This window comes from bacterium (assembly GCA_024228115.1).
In the GTDB taxonomy this organism is placed as follows: Bacteria; Myxococcota_A; UBA9160; order UBA9160; family UBA6930.
In genome coordinates this window covers 23,954-42,671 of record JAAETT010000151.1, presented here as the reverse complement: position 1 = coordinate 42,671, position 18,718 = coordinate 23,954, and the positions used below count along the sequence as shown (strand labels likewise).

At 66.3% G+C, this 18,718-nt stretch carries 17 protein-coding genes and 1 other RNA gene; 8 read left to right on the top strand and 10 right to left on the bottom strand.

The genetic code is table 11. The annotated features are described in order from the left end of the window. Positions 1-15 precede the first annotated feature (15 nt). On the top strand, positions 16-999 hold the full coding sequence (locus GY937_07480) for a 3'(2'),5'-bisphosphate nucleotidase (protein ID MCP5056556.1): 984 nt from the start codon (positions 16-18) through the stop codon (positions 997-999). A 3-nt stretch (positions 1,000-1,002) separates the two neighbouring features. Here the strand turns inward: GY937_07480 and GY937_07475 are convergent, their stop codons facing one another. Continuing rightward, entirely contained in the window at positions 1,003-1,518 is a 516-nt protein-coding gene (locus tag GY937_07475) for a DUF2867 domain-containing protein (GenBank protein MCP5056555.1), read from the bottom strand. After that, positions 1,519-3,297 (bottom strand): SLC13 family permease, encoded by a 1,779-nt coding sequence (locus GY937_07470; protein MCP5056554.1) that lies wholly within the window; start codon positions 3,295-3,297, stop codon positions 1,519-1,521. 48 nt (positions 3,298-3,345) lie between these two features. On the opposite strand from GY937_07470, the gene GY937_07465 reads away from it, so the two are divergent. Beyond that, the gene (locus tag GY937_07465) at positions 3,346-4,422 is read left to right on the top strand and encodes a GNAT family N-acetyltransferase (GenBank protein MCP5056553.1); all 1,077 of its coding nucleotides are present in this window, start codon (positions 3,346-3,348) and stop codon (positions 4,420-4,422) included. Between the two features lie 94 nt (positions 4,423-4,516). On the opposite strand, the gene rnpB is transcribed toward GY937_07465, so the two are convergent. Next, an RNA gene (gene rnpB / locus GY937_07460) (RNase P RNA component class A) lies at positions 4,517-4,938 on the bottom strand. A 122-nt stretch (positions 4,939-5,060) separates the two neighbouring features. Between rnpB and GY937_07455 the strand changes: the two genes are divergently transcribed. The 6 genes from GY937_07455 (at position 5,061) to GY937_07430 (ending at position 9,963) form a co-directional block, all read left to right on the top strand. Then, on the top strand, positions 5,061-5,792 hold the full coding sequence (locus GY937_07455; GenBank protein ID MCP5056552.1) for a hypothetical protein: 732 nt from the start codon (positions 5,061-5,063) through the stop codon (positions 5,790-5,792). Positions 5,793-5,796: 4 nt separating this feature from the next. Further along, positions 5,797-6,912, top strand: a complete 1,116-nt coding sequence (locus GY937_07450; protein ID MCP5056551.1) for an acyl-CoA dehydrogenase — start codon at positions 5,797-5,799, stop codon at positions 6,910-6,912. A gap of 46 nt (positions 6,913-6,958) precedes the next feature. Further along, entirely contained in the window at positions 6,959-8,140 is a 1,182-nt protein-coding gene (locus GY937_07445) for an acyl-CoA dehydrogenase (protein ID MCP5056550.1), read from the top strand. A gap of 100 nt (positions 8,141-8,240) precedes the next feature. Next, positions 8,241-9,233 (top strand): NAD(P)H-quinone oxidoreductase, encoded by a 993-nt coding sequence (locus GY937_07440; protein ID MCP5056549.1) that lies wholly within the window; start codon positions 8,241-8,243, stop codon positions 9,231-9,233. A 50-nt stretch (positions 9,234-9,283) separates the two neighbouring features. Then, positions 9,284-9,721 carry a nucleoside-diphosphate kinase gene (gene ndk / locus GY937_07435; protein MCP5056548.1) on the top strand — a complete coding sequence of 146 codons (438 nt, stop codon included), beginning with the start codon at positions 9,284-9,286 and terminating at the stop codon, positions 9,719-9,721. After that, positions 9,718-9,963: a hypothetical protein gene (locus tag GY937_07430; protein MCP5056547.1), complete on the top strand. Its 246-nt coding sequence runs from the start codon at positions 9,718-9,720 to the stop codon at positions 9,961-9,963. The genes ndk and GY937_07430 overlap by 4 nt, the downstream gene beginning before the upstream one ends. On the opposite strand, the gene GY937_07425 is transcribed toward GY937_07430, so the two are convergent. From GY937_07425 to ftsA, 7 genes are all read right to left on the bottom strand, one after another. Beyond that, positions 9,960-11,261, bottom strand: a complete 1,302-nt coding sequence (locus GY937_07425; GenBank protein ID MCP5056546.1) for a hypothetical protein — start codon at positions 11,259-11,261, stop codon at positions 9,960-9,962. The genes GY937_07430 and GY937_07425 overlap by 4 nt on opposite strands. After that, positions 11,258-12,094 carry a MaoC family dehydratase gene (locus GY937_07420; protein MCP5056545.1) on the bottom strand — a complete coding sequence of 279 codons (837 nt, stop codon included), beginning with the start codon at positions 12,092-12,094 and terminating at the stop codon, positions 11,258-11,260. The genes GY937_07425 and GY937_07420 overlap by 4 nt, the downstream gene beginning before the upstream one ends. Before the next feature lie 9 nt (positions 12,095-12,103). Next, positions 12,104-14,062, bottom strand: a complete 1,959-nt coding sequence (locus tag GY937_07415; protein MCP5056544.1) for a pyrroloquinoline quinone-dependent dehydrogenase — start codon at positions 14,060-14,062, stop codon at positions 12,104-12,106. An 83-nt stretch (positions 14,063-14,145) separates the two neighbouring features. Beyond that, positions 14,146-14,508 (bottom strand): hypothetical protein, encoded by a 363-nt coding sequence (locus GY937_07410; protein MCP5056543.1) that lies wholly within the window; start codon positions 14,506-14,508, stop codon positions 14,146-14,148. Positions 14,509-15,020: 512 nt separating this feature from the next. Continuing rightward, positions 15,021-15,833, bottom strand: coding sequence for an enoyl-CoA hydratase/isomerase family protein (locus GY937_07405; protein MCP5056542.1), 813 nt, complete (start codon positions 15,831-15,833; stop codon positions 15,021-15,023). Positions 15,834-15,957: 124 nt separating this feature from the next. Next, positions 15,958-17,235 (bottom strand): cell division protein FtsZ, encoded by a 1,278-nt coding sequence (ftsZ, locus tag GY937_07400; GenBank protein ID MCP5056541.1) that lies wholly within the window; start codon positions 17,233-17,235, stop codon positions 15,958-15,960. A 237-nt stretch (positions 17,236-17,472) separates the two neighbouring features. Next, positions 17,473-18,708, bottom strand: a complete 1,236-nt coding sequence (gene ftsA / locus GY937_07395; protein ID MCP5056540.1) for a cell division protein FtsA — start codon at positions 18,706-18,708, stop codon at positions 17,473-17,475. Positions 18,709-18,718: the final 10 nt, after the last annotated feature.

Below are 18,718 nucleotides of genomic sequence, written 5' to 3'. Positions count from 1 at the left end.
GCCCAAAGGGAGGCCATCTTGACCGAATATGCTGCTGAACTCGAAGTTGCCCTGGAGGCCGTGCGGGCCGCAGCACGGGTCTGCCGTGCGGTTCAACAGCGGCTCGTCACTGCGGACACTCTCGAGAAGAAGGACAAGAGCCCCGTCACGGTGGCGGATTTTGCCTCCCAGGCGATCGTCTGCCAGCGGCTCGCGGGCGTACTGCCCGAGGATCCGGTGGTGGGCGAAGAGGATTCCGCCGAGTTGCGCGCAGGGGATCAGGCGGTGCTGCGAGCCGCGGTCGCAAGAGAGGTCGCGGCCGAGGTCGAAGGGGAGGTCGATGAGGCCGCTGTGCTCGGCTGGATCGATCGGGGCGGCGCCCAGGCTGACACGGGCCGCTACTGGACGCTCGATCCGATCGACGGAACCAAGGGATTTCTTCGCGGCGAGCAGTATGCCGTGGCGCTTGGGCTGATCGAGCAGGGCCAGGTCGTGCTGGGTGTGCTCGGCTGCCCGAACCTGCAAGGGCCCGAAGGCCCGGGCTTGCTCTTCTCGGCGGTGCGTGGCCAGGGAGCACGGGAACATGCGCTCGCAGGAGATGGGCCCGGCGCTCCGCTTCACGTCGCGAAGGTGGCAATCCCGGCCGAAGCGCGATTCTGCGAGTCCGTCGAATCGGCCCATTCCGACCAGAGCGAATCGGCCCGAATCGCGGCCCGTCTCGGCATCACCCAGGAGCCTTTTCGCATCGACAGCCAGTGCAAGTATGGAGCCGTCGCCCGGGGCGACGCCTCGATCTACCTGCGGATGCCCACGCGGAAGGACTACCGGGAGAAGATCTGGGATCATGCCGCGGGCAAGATCGTGGTGGAGGAGGCCGGCGGCCGGGTGACGGACGTGTTCGGAAGCGACCTCGATTTCTCCCGCGGGCGCACGCTCGAGAACAACCGCGGCATCGTTGCGACTTCCGGCACGATTCATGACGAAGTGATCGCCGCCGTGCGCGAGGTCCGCGGCGAGTAGGGCTCAGCCCGTTTCGGCCTGTCGCTTCAGGGTGCGCAGCATTTCGAGCCGGATCCAGCCGCTGAACGGGCGGATGACCAGCCAGTAGAGCCGAAACAGGCGCCGCGTTGTCGCGCCCAGGCACTGCACGCGTGTCTGTGTCGAAACGAGGGTGCCGTCCTCCACGGGACGCAGGTGGAAATTCCAGGCGATGCGCAGGCCCTGGGCGGGCGCAAAGGCATGGAAGGCCTCAGCGCTTTCGATCTTGATCCGCCGCGTGCCCTCGGCCATCAGGCCGATCACGAATTCCTCCGGCGGCCGCTCTTCCAGGATCGCGAAGCCGGGCCGATCGCCCAGCAGGGAATCCAGGCGGAGATCCTCGGCAGGCAAGCCTCGCATTCGGAACAGCGCACGGATGATCCGGGAATCGTTGAAATCGAGGTGGCGCGCGACGGGATAGACCCGAGCCGGTGGAGCGTCTACCTGGATGATGTGGCGCTCGGAAAAGGTGAACTCCGGGAGGTAGGCGTCGATGCGCATCTAGCCGAGCGGCCAGATCCACGGGATGACCGTCAGTGCGACGGCCGCGCAGAGCAGGTCCAGGGGTAGACCGACGCGCACGAAATCGGTGAACCGATAGCCGCCCGGGCCGTAGACGATCAAGTGGGTTTGATAGGTCACCGGGTTGGCGAAGGCGCAGTTCGCCCCCATGGCGATGGCCATGATGAAGCCGCGCGGATCGGCTCCGACCTGGCTTGCTGCCTGGATCGCGATCGGGAACATGATCGCCACGGCTGCATTGTGGTGCAGGAATTCCGAGAGCAGGACGGTCACCAGATAGACGGCAGCCAGTGTGATCCAGGGGCCGAGTTGGCCGGTGCCGCCGACGAGCAGGCTGGCGATCTCACTGGCCGCGCCCGATTTCTGCATGGCCAATGCGATGCCCAGGCCCGCACCGATTACGACGAGCACGTTCCATTCGACGCTCTGCCTTGCGATTCTACCGTCGATGCAGCGCGTGCCGATGAGCGCGCCGACCGCGATGAAGGACGCGATGGAGATCGGAAGGATGTCGAGGGCGGCGATACCGACCATCCCGACCAGGATGGCGATCGCCAGGCCGGCTTTCTCCGTGCGCGGTGCAACGTGGCCGCCGATCTCACTCACGAGGTAGAAATCCAGGCTGTTGCCGTGGGCTCGCATGAAGCCGACGGCCGTCTGGAGCAGAAGCGTATCGCCGGGCCGCAATACGATCTCGCCGATCTTCCCGCCCACGCGCTCGCCGTTGCGGTGCACCGCCACGACGGCGGCATCGAAGGACGTCCGGAAGTTGGCGTCACGGACGCTCTGGCCGCGAAGGGGAGAACTGCTCGAGATCACGGCCTCGATCAAGCGGCGCTCTCGCGGTTCGCCACCGCCCTGGTCGGCTGCATCGACCGTATCGGGAACCAGGCCAGGGAAGCGCTGGAGATCGACGATTGTGGCGACGGCACCGGCAAAGACCAGCCGGTCCCCCTCACGCAGGACTTCCTGGGGAGCGACCGGCGTGATCGTTCGTCCGCCCCGATCGATTTCGATCAGGAAGAGGCCGGGAAGCTGGCGAAGGCCGGCCTCTTCGACGGTTTCCCCAGCCAGGAGGCTGCCGGTTTCGACCCGCATCGCCGCGGTGTACTCGCGTCTCTGCTCGCCGAGTTGCTGGGCGAGGTCCTGGCGCGCTGGGATCAAGCGGGGCGCGACGAAGACGATGTAGGCGAGCCCGGCGAAACACACGGGAAGTCCAACCGGCAGCAGCTCGAAGAAGCGCATCGCTGGCATGTCGGCCTGGACGATCAAGCCAGCCACCGTGAGGTTGACGCTCGTTCCGATCACCGTGAGCAGGCTGCCGAGGATGGTCGAGTAGGAGAGCGGGATCAGGAAACGGCTCGGCGAGAGGCCTCGGCGGCGCGCCCACTCGATCACCACCGGGGTCATCATGGCGACGATCGGTGCGTTGTTCAGGAATGCCGAGAAGCCTGCCAGGGGAGGGCACATGCGGGTAAGAGCCGAGAACTCTCCCCGCGCCCGGCCAAACAGACGCACCACGGCCGCTTCCAGGAGGCCGGTCTCCCGCAGGCCGGCGGAAACGATGAACAAGGCTCCCACCGCGGCCATCGCCGGATTCGCGAAACCGGAGAAAGTCTCCTCAGGCGTCAGCACGCCGGTAGCCGCCAAGGCGAACAAGCCCGCCATGACGATGAGGTCCGGTCCCGCGACCTCCCGGACCATCGCGGCCACCATCAAGACGAGTACGCCGAGCGTGAGCCAGCCGTCGAATCCCATCGAGGCGCCACCATACCGAGATGGCCGGCGATCCGCGACAATTCGCCGATGTCCGATCCGGCCTCGGAAGCCATGGCGCCCGGATTCTCCGAGCGCGCCTTCTATCAGCGCGAGTTTCGCGGTCGAACGCTTGCTCTAGCAACCCCCCTTTCCGACGATCTGCGCCATCCCGCCGTGACCCGGGCGCTCGAGATCCTGGAGGAGGGGGGGGGGCGCGTGGTGCTGGTCGCGCCGGATCGGGAGGTGCTGAACTTGCACTCCCTGGGCGCCACGTTTTCCGCCGAGGAGGACCGGCTGGAGGGCGCGTTGTGGCGCCAGTTGGACAAAGCCGCTCGGGTTGGCGTCCAGGTCGGGGCCGATGACTTCGCCTCAGGGCTTCGCAACCTGGCGACCGGATTGCGCTTCTTCAAAGTGGTACGGCTCGATGGGGAAGGTGGCCTCGTGACGACCCAGGAAGGCCGCCATTCCTTCGTCCACCTGGAGGAACTGAAGGGTTGGCTCGCCGAGGGCGGAAGCAGCCTGGCCGGGCGCGACCGGATGGCGCTCTGGAGTGAAGTCGCCGCTCTTCTCGGCGCGGGCCTGCCTGCGGTGAACGTGTGTACGGCCGCCGGGCTGACCGACGAGCTCTTCACCTACAGTGGTGTCGGAACGCTGTTCACGCGCGAACGTTATGTCGGCGTGCGCGCGTTGACTATCGACGACTACACGGCCGCCGCCGACCTTGTCGCTCGGGGCATGGAGGAGGGCTACCTCGCACCGCGTAGCGAAGCGGAGATCGATCGCATCCTGGTCAGCGGCTTCGGCGCCTTCGTCGAGGATCACCACCTCGCGGGGATGGGCGCACTCCTCCACTGGGGCGACCAGGGCGAAATCAGCGCCCTGTATACGTTGACCCGATTTCTCGGGGAGGGTGTGGGCCAACATCTGGTGGCGCACGCCGTCGAGCGCGCAGCTTCCCTGGGGTTGCGTGGGATCTTTGCCTGCACGACCTCGCAGAGGGTCGCGGCCTTCTTCGAACGGCAGGGATTCTCCCAGGTACCGCCGGACCAGCTGCCGCCGGCCAAGTGGAAGAGCTACGACCCGGCCCGGCGCGGCAAGCTCCGCTGCCTGCGGCGAGAGCTGTAAGCAAAGAGGCGGGGACGTTCCTTGCGAACTTGCGATGTTGAGATTGTGGGTTCCCCACAATCTCAACATCGCAAGTTCGCAAGGAACGTCCCCGTGCCGGAGGTGGACTATAAGCCGGGTTCTGTTCCGGCCCGGAGGCCGGCAAGGATCATTCATCTAGGCGGCGCATTGCTGCGTCGCTCCAGCACTCTCACCCGGACACCGGGCCCTTGCGGACCTTGGGCGGGTCGCCCTCAGCGATGTCCCTATTCGAGCTTGCTCCGGGAGGGGCTTGCCCCGCCGCCGGTCACCCGGCTGTCGCGCGTGGGCTCTTACCCCACGTTTTCACCCTTGCCTGTGCCTCCTCCGGCTACCCCTCTCAGAGCGGCCGGGATCAAGGGCCATCGGCGGTGTCGTTTCTGTGGCGCTTTCCCTCGGGTCACCCCGGGTCGCCGTTAGCGACCTCCCTGCCCTATGGAGCCCGGACTTTCCTCCCGCGGGCGATGCTTGCCCGCCGGCGATCCTCCGTCCACCTCCGGCGGGGAGAGGCTACCCGCTCCCGTCAATGGGCGCTGGTTCCATGGAGCCTGAACTCAGGTGCCCCTGGGGGCAAGAATCCGTTTGACCTGGTGGCAAGTATCCGATAGATACTTAGTCCCGTGTCCGAGCACGCCTCCCCCACACCTATTCCTCGGCCCGGCGAGATCTTCGATCCCGTCGCAAGGGCGCTCGATTGGATCGGGGACAAATGGGCGCTCGTTCTCATCCGCCACCTGCTGCGCGGGCCCCGCGGCTTCCAGGAGCTTCGCCAGCGCACCGGTATCACGCCGCGTGTGCTCTCGAACCGGCTGCGTCAGCTCTCAGCGGCGGGTTTCGTAGGCACCCAGGAGCTCGATGGCGGGCGGCAGGCCTACGCGGCGACCGAGAGGGCTCGCGAGTTGGAGCCCGTCATTGCCGCGATCGCGCGCTGGTACGTCCACCATGCGGTGGAGGAGCTGGATCTGGATATCCAGCAGTTCACCGAAACGTCGGCCATCTCGATCCTCGAGTCCTTGCCCTTCCTGCTGAGGGAGGAACTGGCCAAGGAGGCGGACGTCGTCTTCGAGCTGCGACTCACCGGCGCCGGCGGTGGCGTCTGGTCCATTCGCATCCACGGCGGCCAATGCCGGGTCGAACCCGGCTTCGCCAGTGGTGCGGACGTCCGGTACACGGCCGATGCCCGCGTCTGGTGTGCGGTTGCCCTCGGGCTCCTCGATGCCCGCGACGCTGCCAAGCGTGGCCTCCTCGAAAAAGAGGGCGGCCGCGAAGCCATGGATCCTTTCTTTCACCAGCTTGCCCGTCCCGTGGCTCCGAGCACGTTGCCGGAGACCTCGGGCGGAACCCAGGAGTAACAACATGATCTCGTTCGGACCCACCGAAGAGCAGGAAGTCGTGCGCGATGCGATGCGCGAGTTCTCGGAGCAGGTGCTCCGTCCCGTGGCGCGCGACGCCGACGAAGCCAGTGCGCTTCCGGACGGCGTCCTCGACCAGGTATGGGAACTCGGTCTCACCAACACCCAGCTGCCCGAAGAATTCGGCGGTGGCGGCGAGCCCCGCTCGCCGATAACGAACGCACTGATCCTCGAGGAACTGGCGTTCGGCGATCCGGGCCTGGCGATTGCCGCAACCCATCCCTCGGTGTTCGCGTTCGCGATCAACGATTTCGGAACCGCCGAGCAGAAGGCCAGCTACTTGCCGCGCTTCTGCGAGGAGCGCTTCGCTCCGGCGAGCTTGGCCTTGATCGAGCCGTCTCCGGCATTCGATCCGCTAGCGCTCCAGACCACGGCAGAAGCGAAGGAAGGCGGCTTCGTCCTGACGGGCCACAAGCGCTTCGTCGTGCTCGGCGATCGCGCCGAGCACTTCCTGGTGGTCGCGCGAAATGCCCAGAGTGCCGACACAGGCGCCGAGAGCCTCGACGCGTTCATCGTGCCGAGGGACGCCGCCGGCCTGACGATCGGCGATCTCGAGCTGAACCTCGGCATGAAGGGCCTGCCCACCGTGAGCCTCGAGCTGGAGAAGGTGGAGGTACCGGCCGAAGCACGCCTTGGCGGCGAGGCTGGGATCGATGCGGGGCGTCTGCTTGCGGGCACCCGCACTGCCAACGCGGCGTTGCTGGTCGGCCTGGCACGCGCCGTGCGCGAGTACGCGATTCCCTACGCCAAGGATCGCCACGCCTTTGGCGAGGCCATCGCCCAGAAGCAGGCCATCGCGTTCATGCTCTCGGACATGCAGATCGAGACCCACGCGATGCGCTGGCTCACCTGGAAGGCCGCGGCCACCCTCGAAAGCCTCGAAGATGCGACCAAGGCTGCGATCTTCGCATCCACGTACGCCTCGGAGAAGGGCATGAAGCTGGCCGATGACGGCCTGCAGGTGCTCGGTGGCCACGGTTTCATCCGCGAACATCCCGTCGAGATGTGGTACCGCGCTGCGCGCACGCTGAGCGTCCTCCAGGGCGTCGCAGCCGTCTAGCGCGGCCCGCAACCAATTCACCTTTCGACGATCTGGAGACATCCCAATGATCGATTTCAACCTGACCGATACCGACAACAAGATCCTCGACTACGTTCGCACGGAAGCACTCGTGGCCCGCAAGTACGCTCGACACTACGACGAGAACGAAGCCGAGTTCCCGCCCGAAGAGCTCGACGAGGCCAAGGACTTCCCGGGCGTCTGGTCCCTCATGGGCGAGCGCAACGATGAAGACACGAGCCAGAGCGTGATCGGCATGCTGATCACGATGGCCGAGACCTGGGGCGACTACTCCGTGCGCATGCGCAAGGGCCGCGGCGTGGGTCTCGGCAACGCCGCCCTCGGCGCGGCGGGCACGGAAGAGCAGCGCGCCAAGTGGGGCGGCCTGTTGCTCTCGATGGCCATCACCGAGCCGGGCTGCGGCTCCGATCCCTCGCTGGTCCAGACCACCGCCGTCCTCGATGAGGAGACCGACGAGTGGGTGATCAACGGCGAGAAGATCTTCGTGACCACCGGCTGTCGTGCTGATGGCGTCGTGATGTGGGCCACGCTGGATCGCTCTGCGGGCCGTGCGGGCATCAAGTCGTTCCTGGTCGAGAAGGAGACGCCGGGCTTCCAGGTCTCCCACAAGGAGAAGAAGCTCGGTATTCGCGCCGACGATACCGCCACCTACGTGTTCACGGATTGCCGCATTCCGCGCGGCAACCTGCTGGGCGGCAAGGAGGAGATTCCGAAGGCGGGCTCCGGCGGTTTCCGCGGTGTGATGAAGACCTTCAACATCACACGCCCGATGACGGCGGCCTTTGGCCTCGGCATGTCCAAAGCGGCCCTCGATTTCACTCGGGAGCAGCTGGAGCAGGCCGGTGTCGACCTCTCCTACGGGACGGGCACCCAAGGCCAGTCGGCCGTGGCGGCGAAGTTCCAGCGACTGGAAGCGCTTCAGGAAGCGGCGGAGTTGACCGTCTGTCATGCGGCCTGGTTGTCCGACCAGGGCCAGCCGAACAACCTGGAAGCCTCCATCAGCAAGGCCAAGGGCGGCTCGTCCGTGCGTGAGATCACCCAGGGCTGCATCGAGCTGCTCGGACCGATGGGGATCTCTCGCGAGCATCTTCTCGAGAAGTGGTTCCGGGATGTGCGCATCACGGATATCTACGAGGGCACCGGTCAGATCCAGAACCTGATCATCGCCCGCACGATCCTCGAGTACGATCGCAGCCAGCTGAAGTAGGTAGGACGGGCGCTCATGCCCGGACCGAACAGGTGCGACGGGCGCCTCCACCACGAGTGGAGGCGCCCGGACACCGCCGACCGCGCTAGCCTCTGCGGCCATGCGAGCCGTCATCGTCGACAACCCGGGCAAGGAATCCACGCTTCGTATCGGCGAGGTTCCGGCGCCGGAACTCGGTGCGGGCGATGTGCGCATCCGCGTCGCGGCCTTCGCCATCAATCGCGGCGATCTGCTGCAACGCATGGGCATGTATCCGCCCCCGCCCGGCGCTTCCGAGATCATGGGGCTCGAGTGCGCGGGTCGGGTGGCGGAAGTCGGGTCCGAGGTCACGGGCTGGAAGCCTGGCGATCGCGTCATGGCTCTGCTGGCCGGTGGTGGCTACGCCGAGGAAGTGGTGGCGCCGGCCGCTTGCCTGCTCCCCGTGCCTGAGCCTCTGGAACTGACTGCGGCTGCCGCCACGCCGGAAGTCTTTCTCACGGTCCATCAGAACGTGTTTCAGCACGCCGAACTCACCGAAGGCGAATGGCTGCTTGCCCACGGCGGCGCCAGTGGCATCGGTACGACCGCGATCCAGCTGGCCAAGGAGGCGGGCGCGAAGGTGATCGTCACGGCGGGTAGCGAAGAGAAATGCGCTCGCTGCCGCGAACTGGGCGCGGACGTGGCGGTCAACTACAAGCAGGCCTCGTTCGCGGAGGCGGTACGCGAGGCAACTGGCGGGCGCGGTGTGGACGTCGTCCTCGATCACATCGGAGCCGACTACCTGGCCGACAACCTGGCCTCGCTCGCCGTGGACGGTCGGCTGGTGATGATCGGCTTGATGAGCGGCGCCAGGACCGAGATCAACCTGGGGGTCGTGGTGGGCAAGCGGCTGCGGATCCAGGGCTCGACGCTGCGGGCGCGCAGCCTGGCCGAGAAGGGCGCTCTGATCGCATCCTTTCAAGAGCGCTTCGGCGCCGCCCTGGACGCTGGCCGCGTCGCTCCGGTGGTCGACCGGGTCTTGCCGATGGCCGAGATCGAGCAGGCCCACAAGCTGATGCAGGAGAGCGGGCACTTCGGGAAGATCGTGCTGGAAGTGGCGGGGGACGACGGCTAACGTCCGTCGCCTTCGAACCCGTTCCCGAAATCGAACCCCAGGAGGTCCACGTGGCCGTCGAGCGAACTCTCTCCATCGTGAAACCTGATGCGGTTGCCAAGGGCGCCACCGGCGAAATCCTGCGCCGTTTCGAAGAGGCGGGCCTCCAGATCGTCGCGATCAAGAAGCTCCAGCTCAGTGACGAGCTGGCCCAGGGCTTCTACGCCGTTCACAAGGAGCGTCCCTTTTTCGGTGATCTCGTGAAGTTCATGACGTCCGGCCCTGTCGTGGTCAGCGCACTCGAGGGCGAAGGCGCCATCGCCAAGAACCGCGAGCTGATGGGCCCCACCAACTCGACCGAAGCCCCGGCGGGCACGATCCGTGGCGATTTTGGCACCGACATCGAGCGCAACGCCGCGCATGGCTCCGACGCACCGGAGACCGCGAAGATCGAGATTTCCTACTTCTTCAACGCCAGCGAGATCGCAGGGCCGTGCGAAGCGCTCTGAGCAGGACCGCCGCGGCGGCGCTCGTGGCCGTGGTGCTGACGTTCGGTACCGCCGGGTGTCGCGAGGAGGGCCCTGCCGAGAAGGCCGGCAAGAAGGTCGATGAGATGGTCGACCGGCTCCGCCACGGCGACGAGGGCGATCTCGAGAAGGCCGGACGCAAGCTCGGCGAGGCCGTGGATGACGCGGTTCGAGAGACGGGCGAAGCACTCGAGGATCTCGGCGAGGAGATCCAGGGCGACTAACGGCCTGCCGCGGGCGGTATCAGAGCTCTTTCCTTTTCGAGTCCAGCACGATGCTCCGGATGGGCGATCGCGATGAGTGCCCGGGCCCGCTCCTCATCCGTGCGATCCCGCAGCCACGCGGTGCCATGCTCGGTGATCACCACGTCGACGTCGTAGCGGGTTGCGGTGATGACGGCACCCGGGGGATGGCCCGCGACGATGCGAGGCTCGCCCCGCGAAGTCGAGCTCGGGAGCAGGATGATGCGCAGCGAGTCGTCGCGCAGCCCGGCCCCGCGAAGAAAATCGAGCTGTCCACCGACACCCGCAACCTGCTCGGCGCCGAGGGTCTCGGCATTCACCTGGCCACGGAGATCCACCGCCAGGGCGCTGTTGATGCAGCGGAGGTTGTCGTGCTCGGCCACGCTCCGCGGGTCGAGCACTTGCCCGGCCGGCCGCACCTCGGTGCGCCCCGGCAACGCCAGCAACGCCTCGACCTGGGGATCGGCGGAAGCGATCGTGCATACGGCGATGCCGGCGTCTCGCGCCTTGAAGGCGCCGTTCGCGCGACCATCGATAGCCAACTTCGCCAGCCCGCGGCCCAACACTTCGGTGTGGATTCCCAGATCGCGAGCGCCCAGGCGTTCGACCGCTGCGTCGGGAACCGCACCAATACCCACCTGGAGGGTGGCTCCATCGGGAACCAACGGATCGAGGTGTCGAGCGATGGCCACGGCATGCGGGGAGGCCGGAACGGGTGCATCCGTGGCCGGCTCGCCTCCGGCGAGGCATGCTGCCGTGATGGCCGCGACGGGCACCTCGTGGCCGCTTACCGTCCGCGGCATGCTGAGATCGATCTCAGCCAGGATCGGCAGGTTCCGCTCGCGCGCGACGGCCACCAGCTCCGGCGTGAAGCCTGCCGCCCAGCCGTAGGAGCAGAGGCCCCGTTCGTCGGGCGCTGCGAGTCGCAACAGCACGCAATCGGGCTTCGCATCACGCATGTGGCGGCCCGCGTCGAAGAAGCCGAGCGGGAGGTACTCGCAGCGGCCCTGGCCCGCCAATGCACGCGAAACCGGGCTTGCGAATCCGGTTCGGATCGCCCAGCGGTCCGTCAATCCGAGCGCCAGTCCCCCGAGTGCCATCACTGCGATCGTTGCCGAGCCGGTGGTCTCGTGCCGGCTGAGGGCGCCGAGCAGCACCGTGGGCTCGATCAGACTCGTGGCCAGATGTGCGCCGGCCGCTATCTGGCGAACGACGCCCTCGGCGTCTGCCCAGCGTTCGCCGAAGATCTCTGCAAGTTCCTGCTCCCGGGGGTCGCTCACAGCTCTCGCACCGACGCGGTACCGACGATGACATCTCCGTGCGGGCCGCGGCAACGCACGCGATGGAGAATTTGCCCCTGTTCGCGGGCGACGACATCCGCTTGCGTCTCGATGCGATCGCCGGCGAAGACCGGAAGCCGGATGCGCGTATCGAGCTGGACGCCAAGCAGGGAGCCGGGCCCGTAGGTCTGGTGGAGGAGATCGAAGACGTAGGCCAGAAACAACGTGCCCGTCGCGATCGCAGCGGGCAGCCCGGCGGCACGGGCCACCTCGTCCGATGTATGCAGATTCGTGTCTCCCTCGGGCTCGTAGAGGACCATCGCTTCATGGGTCATCGTCCGGATCAGGGGCCCGAACGTCGCCAGGGATTCCGTCGGCTGTTCGACGGGCGGTCGCGTCTTGGGGCTGGTGTCGTCATCCACTTCCGAGTAGACGATCACGCCGGTCGTCAGGCCCCGTGCGATCGGCTCACCCGCCGCCGTCGAGGTACTCACCTCCGAAACTACGAAGCGCCGCCCGTGCTTCACGAATTTCTCGCGGGCCTTTCCAGTGACCCGGAGTTCATCCCCGATGCGCGGCAGCCCGAGAATTTCGATCTGCTGGCCCGCATGCACCGATTGCGAGATGTCCCAGAAGCGGTCCGCCAGGTTGACGCCGTCTGCTGCGAGGATCGAGATCGGAGCGAGTTCGGGGTCCTCGTAGGGCGCCTGCTGGGTGGCGCGCCGGTGTCGGTCGACCAGTTCCGGTGTGAGGCGGTAGCTCCATTCGCCAACCGAATCGCCCGGCTCGATGGAGTCGAAGGGTACGGTCTCGTTCTGTCTGCTGTCTGCCATTCTCGGAGGCTAGCGCTCTCTTCGCGACGATCCTGGCAGAGCGAACGCCATCAGGTGATCACCGGGCGGACTGGGTGAACCCCAATGTCCCCCGGCGGCGACGACGACGTATTGGCGACCTTCGGAATGAACCTGGTAGGTCATCGGAACCGCGTTGGCAGCCGTCGGTAGCGTCGTCTCCCAGAGCACGTCACCGCTCGTGAGGTCGTGGGCGCGCAGCATGTGGTCCATCGACGCGCCGATGAATACGAGCCCCGTCGACGTGACCATGGGGCCTCCAACTCCCGGCACGCCCTTGATCAATGAGAACGGGAAGGGCGCAAGCTTACGAGCCGTTCCGAGCGGGACGCTCCAGCGGATCTTGCCGGCCTCCAGATCGATCGCGTCGAGCGTGCCCCAGGGTGGCGCAGTACAGGGCACGCCGATCGGAGAGAAGACGAGCCCGGTCTCGACACAGTAGGGCGTGCCGTGTTGAGGTTGGAAGTTGTCCGCGCATTCGTCTCGCGGCACGAGCTTGCTGGTGGCAGGCATCCGCCACGTGACGACCAGCATGGTCTGTTCGCCCAGATGAATGGCCGGCGAACCCCAGTTGTTCCCTCCGCCATTCGAGGGATAGAGCACAGAGCCGCCGAGGGAGGGTGGGGTGAAGATCCCGTCGTTACGCAGCTCGTTCAGCCGATCCCGGCAGGCACCTTCGTCCAGGAACGTAAAGCCCCAGGCATCGTCTGCGGTGATCGGCGGGAGCAGATGGGGGATGTGGGTCGGGAACGGTTGGGTCGGCGAGAGGTACTCGCCGGGTACCGCGCCTTGAGGAACCGGGCGTTCCTCGACCGGGAATACAGGCTCGCCGGTCTCACGATGCAGGACGAACGTCATGCCCATCTTCGTCACCTGCACGACGACAGGAATCGTCTCCTCGCCCAGGCGCAAATCCATCAGGGTCGGCTGCGACGGGGTGTCGTAGTCCCAGAGATCGTGGTGAACCATCTGGAAGTGCCAGACCACCTCACCGGTCTTGCCGTTCAAGGCAACCACGGAGCTCGAGTAGTGGTCGAGGCCGTCTCGATGCCCCCCGTAGTAGTCGGGGTTGGTGTTGCCGGTGGGCACGAATACGAGGTCGCGTTCCTCGTCCACGGCGATGATCGACCAGACATTGGTCGTGCCGCTGCGATAGGTGCCGTCCTCGTTCAGCTTCTCCGCGTCGGGCGCGACGGGATTCCATGCCCAGCGCAGTTCGCCGCTTCGCACGTCATAGGCGCGCACCACGCCGCTGGGTGCATCCGTGCGCTGGTTGTCGAGGACCAACGAGCCCGTGATGGCCAGATCGTTCAGGATCGCCGGGGGCGAGGTGATGCTGTATTCGGCCGGATGGTGCTTCGACACGCGATGCGTGACATCCACCTCTCCACCTTCCCCGAAATCCTCGCAGCGTTTGCCCGTTTCGGCATCCAGGGCGATGAGGCGCGCGTCGAGGGTGCCCATCAGGATCCGGTGCTCGCAGGTTCCCTGCTTCCCCGAGCGCCAGCTGCTGACCCCCCGACAGACCGGGAGGACGTCGGCATACCGGTCCACCTCGGCATCGAAACGCCACTTCTCAGCCCCGGTCTCGGCGTCGAGGGCGAAGACCTTGTTGAAAGAGGAGCAGTAGTACAGGGTGTCGTCGATCACGATCGGCGTCGCCTGGAACCCGTTGTTCGTGACGGGAATGCGCCCTTCGCCGGGCTCCTGAGCCTTCCGGATGTCCCCGGAGCGATGCTCCCAGGCGAGCTCCAGCCATCTCACGTTCTCGGGCGTGATCTGCTCGGCCGTCGAGTAGTGCGTACCGCCCGGTGTCCCGCCGTAGGCGGTCCAGGTTGCGACAGAGCCGCCGCCGAATACCGGCGGTGGGGCGTTCTCGCATGCGATCGTGAGGATGGCGAGGCTCACGATCGCCCATCGGGCGATCGTGCCCTTCGGGCTCAAAGACATGGCTGGCTCCCCTTGGCGCGGGTCCCAGCATACCGAGATCGGGCGCTTTCGTACCGTTCGAGCCGTCCAGTTTCGAGTGGCACTCAGAGCAGACGTTCGACCGCCGAGCCTCCGCTCACCATGCGGAAGCGCGGCTTCTTGGCCTTGAGCATCAGGTTCTCGGCGAAGTGCAGCACGTCGAGCGGAGCCGGGGTGAGCGGATCCGGATCCGCCGTCAGGGAGCCGGTAACGAAATCGGCCGCGACCGGAACGGACGCGGGATCGTCGAAATCGATGTGGAGCTCGGAAGTCAGATAGATGTGGGTATGACCGCTGGTGAAGACGACGTTCTCGACCTGCTCCTGCTCGATGTGCTCGAGCAGCTCTCGGCGTTCGGCCTGGAACATGTCCCAGCCATCGCCGTCGATGTAGATGCCCCCATTCGGCTCGAAGTCCGGATCGTCCACAGGCCGGGCAGGGCAGCCCCGACGACGCCCGATGCGGCGAGCCCCCCGAGAAATGCGCGTCTTTGAACACGAGGCACGCGCAGAGCCACATCGCGCGGCTCACCAATCAGGTTGGTTCGGGACATCGAAGCTCCACACAGTGGGTCGCAGCTCAGCGCCTCGCATTCCACCAGGATTGGAATGCCCGGTGTGGTGCCATTTCTACCCCAGGCACGGTGTGGCGGGCGCGAATTCCGCCCGCCGCCGGAACCGGAAAGGCGTGGACCTGCGGGAGTGGGCTGCCGGGGCCTGGGATCAGGCGTAGCCCTTTGCGATCAGCAGGATCAGGCCGACGTAGGCCACGGTGAGCCAGAGTCCGTGGCTCTTGATTGCCCGCTTCACGAAGTCCCCTTGTTCCGCCTTCATGCGTTTCGTACGAAACGCCTTCGACTTGAGGGGTAGCGAATGAAAAATGCCGTGACGTGACGTGAATCACCGCTTGGCTCGGGCGTAGCTCTCCGGGCAGGTCTCGCCTAGCGACCCGAGAAACGGGGAGGGCGTTTCTCCCTTGCCGCCATCAGGCCCTCGGCGAGGTCGGCGTCCTCGTAGCAGAGGCTTTGCTCGTGGGCCTCGGTTCCGAGTTGCTCATCGAGGCTGGCCGTGGCGGTCTTTGCGAGGGAGCGTTTGGTGCCGCGGACCGCGAGTGGGGACGCCTGGGCGATCGTTTCCGCCATCGCGAGGGCTTCCGCCCCAACCTTCTCGCGGGGCAGGCTCCGGTTCACCATGCCGATTCGCGCGGCCTCCGGGCCATCCAGGAGGCGGCCCGTGAAGAGCAACTCGGCCGCGTGGGCCGGGCCGACGAGGCGGGGAAGCGTCCAGGTCGCCGCCATGCCCGGGTGGATGCCGAGGCGTGTGAAGTTGAGCCCGAGCTTGGCCTCTTCGGCGGCCAGGCGGATATCGCAGGCGAGGGCCACGCAGCAGCCGGCACCGATGGCATGGCCGTTCACCGCAGCGATCGTCGGCTGGGGCAACTCGCGCATCGCCAGGTAGAGGCCGTAGAAGCGCCGCATGAAATCGCGATTGTGGGCACGGGTCGCACCGCCGGGATCAGCGCGTCCCGCAGTGCCCATGCGATCGATCATGTCCAGGTCGCCACCGGCGGAGAACGCCCGGCCCGCACCGGTCAGGATCACCACCCGCACGGCATCCTCTCGCGCGAGTTCGCCCATCGCGCTCGAGATGGCTTCGCCCATGGCTTCGGTCATGGCATTCAGGCGCGCCGGATCATTGAAGGTGACCGTCGCGATTCCATCCCGGCGATCGATGAGGAGAAGCGGCTCTGTCATGGGCGAAGGCTGACGGAGGAGAGCCTGCTGAGCAAATGAAACGGGGTAGAGAGGTCGAAACCTCTCTACCCCGCGCTTGGTCTGCGACCCTTGGGAAGGGCCGGGCCGCCGAGTTGGCTAGCGGCTAGTCCGCCGATCTCCGCAGGAAGGCGGGCGATTCACGATCGTCCTCTTCTTCCTGAGGCAGGCCCGCCTGGCGTCGTTTGCGCAGGAAGGTCGGCACATCGAGCTCGTCTTCGAAGGGCGAGACGAACTCGTCAGGGCTGGCCACATCCTCGGCCGCGGGACGCACGGGCTCCGCGACGAAGGGCACGGCCTCGGTCGTCTGCTCGGCCGCAGGAGGCGGCGCGACCGCGTCGGGCGCCGCTGCGGCAGGCATGTCCAGCGGGCGAAGCTCGGCCAGGCTTTCGCGGGCCGGCGTGCGCTCGCCCACCCGCACACGGCCATCGTCGAGGCCCGTGGCGATCACCGTGACGCGGAGTTCGCCCTCGCCCACCGTCTCGTCGATGACCGCGCCGAAGATGATGTTCGCCTCCTCGTGTGCGGCTTCCTGGACCAGTGTCGATGCCTCGTTCACCTCGTAGAGGGTCATGTCCGGCCCGCCGGTGATGTTGATCAACACCCCCCGTGCGCCGTCGATCGAGACGTCCTCGAGCAACGGGCTCGAGATCGCCGCGTAGGCCGCGTCCTGGGCGCGGTTCTCGCCGTTGGCGGCTCCCGTACCCATCAGCGCCATGCCCATCTCGTTCATGATCGTGCGTACATCGGCGAAATCCAGGTTGATCAAGCCGTGTACCGTGATCAGGTCCGAGATGCCCCGGACCGCGTTCACGAGCACGTCGTCCGCCAGCGTGAACGCCGCCGTCATGGGCGTGTCCTTGCCGGCCAACGCCAGAAGGCGCTGGTTCGGGATCGTGATCAGCGTGTCCACGACACGGTGCAGCTCGTCGAGCCCCTGCTCCGCGTGCTTCGTGCGTTGCCGCCCCTCGAACGGGAACGGCTTCGTCACGACGGCAACCGTCAGGGCGCCGATCTCGCGGGCGACCTCGGCAATGACCGGTGCGGCGCCGGTGCCCGTACCGCCGCCGAGCCCGGCGGTGACGAAGACCATGTCCGAGCCGATCAGCATGTCGCGCAACTTGTCGCGATCCTCGAGGGCCGCCGCACGACCCTTTTCCGGGTTCGCGCCGCAACCGAGACCACGGGTCACTTGCGGTCCGAGTTGGACCTTGGTCGGTGCCAGCTTGTGTTCGAGTGCCTGGGCATCCGTGTTGGCCGCCACGAACTCGACGCCGGACAGGCCGGCTCGGATCATCGTGTCCAGCGCATTGCCACCCGCACCGCCGCAGCCGACGACTTTGATCCGCGCATGGAGCTCGCCCGAATCTTCGAATTCGAGCAGATCGTTGCCATCGTCGGGGCCTACCTCAAGGAGATCGAAACCATCCCCCGAGGCATCTGCCAGCGTCTCCGAATCCCGCGGATTGCGATTCTTGCCCATCTTCACCCCCCTTGTGGTCGCGATCCTAGCGGGAACTTTCCCGAGAGGAAACGCCTATTTAGCTCAAAAGTTGCGAGCCCGGCCCGGTCATTTCCGGGCTCGACCTCATTGTGTTCCGGGCCCAACTGGCGGGCCGGCCTACTCGAACTCCCCATAGAACCAGTCCCGCATGCGCTGCTTCACGCGCCGAAAGATCGATTCGTCCCGGATGCGGAAACGGCTCTGGTGGCGACCGCTGGACGAGTGGCCGAACAACACGAGGCCGACGCCCGTGGCGTACATCGGGCTACGCACCACGTCCTGCAGTCCACCCACGTGGGTCGGCTGGCCCTGGCGCACCGGAGATTCGAAGATCTCCTCGGCCAGATCGGGCGCACCGGTCAGGGCCGACGCGCCACCGGTCAGCACGACGCCGGACGGGATCTTGTCTTCGAGGCCAGCGCGAACCAGTTCCTGGCGAACCAGGGAGAGGATCTCGTCGATACGCGGCTCGATGATCTCGCAGAGGATCTTGCGTGAGACTTCCCGCGGCCTTCGCCCACCGACGCTAGGCACGGTGATCACATCGTCGGAGCCGAGATAGCGTGAGGACGCCACTCCGAACCGCTTCTTGATGCGTTCGGCTTCGTCGAAGGGTGTGCGAAGGCCCACCGCGATGTCGTTCGTGATGTGGTAGCCGCCTAGCGAGAGCACCGATGTGTGCTTGATCGACCCTTCGGAGAAGACCGCGATATCCGTGGTCCCCCCGCCGATATCGATCAAGCAGACCCCCAGGTCCCGCTCGTCGCTGGCCAGTACGGCTTCGGCGGAGGCCAGGGGCTCGAGCACGATGTCCACCACGTTGAGGCCGGCCTTGTTCGCACATTTCACGATGTTCTGGGCACTCGTGACCGCCGCCGTGACGATGTGGATCTGGGCTTCGAGTCGCACGCCACTCATGCCCAGCGGCTCGCGGATCCCGTCCTGATCGTCGATGATGAACTCCTGAGGGATCACATGGATCACCTCTCGGTCCATCGGGATCGCCACGGCCTTGGCCGCGTCGATCACCCGACGCACATCGTTCTCGGAGACCTCCCGGTCCTTCACCGCCACGACCCCGTGGGAGTTCAAACCGTCGATATGGCCCCCGGCGATGCCTGCGTAGACCGAGGAGATCTCGCAATCGGCCATCAACTCGGCTTCCTCGACGGCGTTCTTGATGGAATCGACGGTGGCGTCGATGTCTACCACCACGCCTTTTCGCAACCCCTTCGACGGATGGGTTCCGATCCCGACGATGTCGACTCCGTTTTCTTTTCGTTCTGCGACGATCGCGCAGATCTTGGTGGTCCCGATGTCGAGACCGACGATCAAATCGTCTTTACGTGCCATTTGGTGCTTC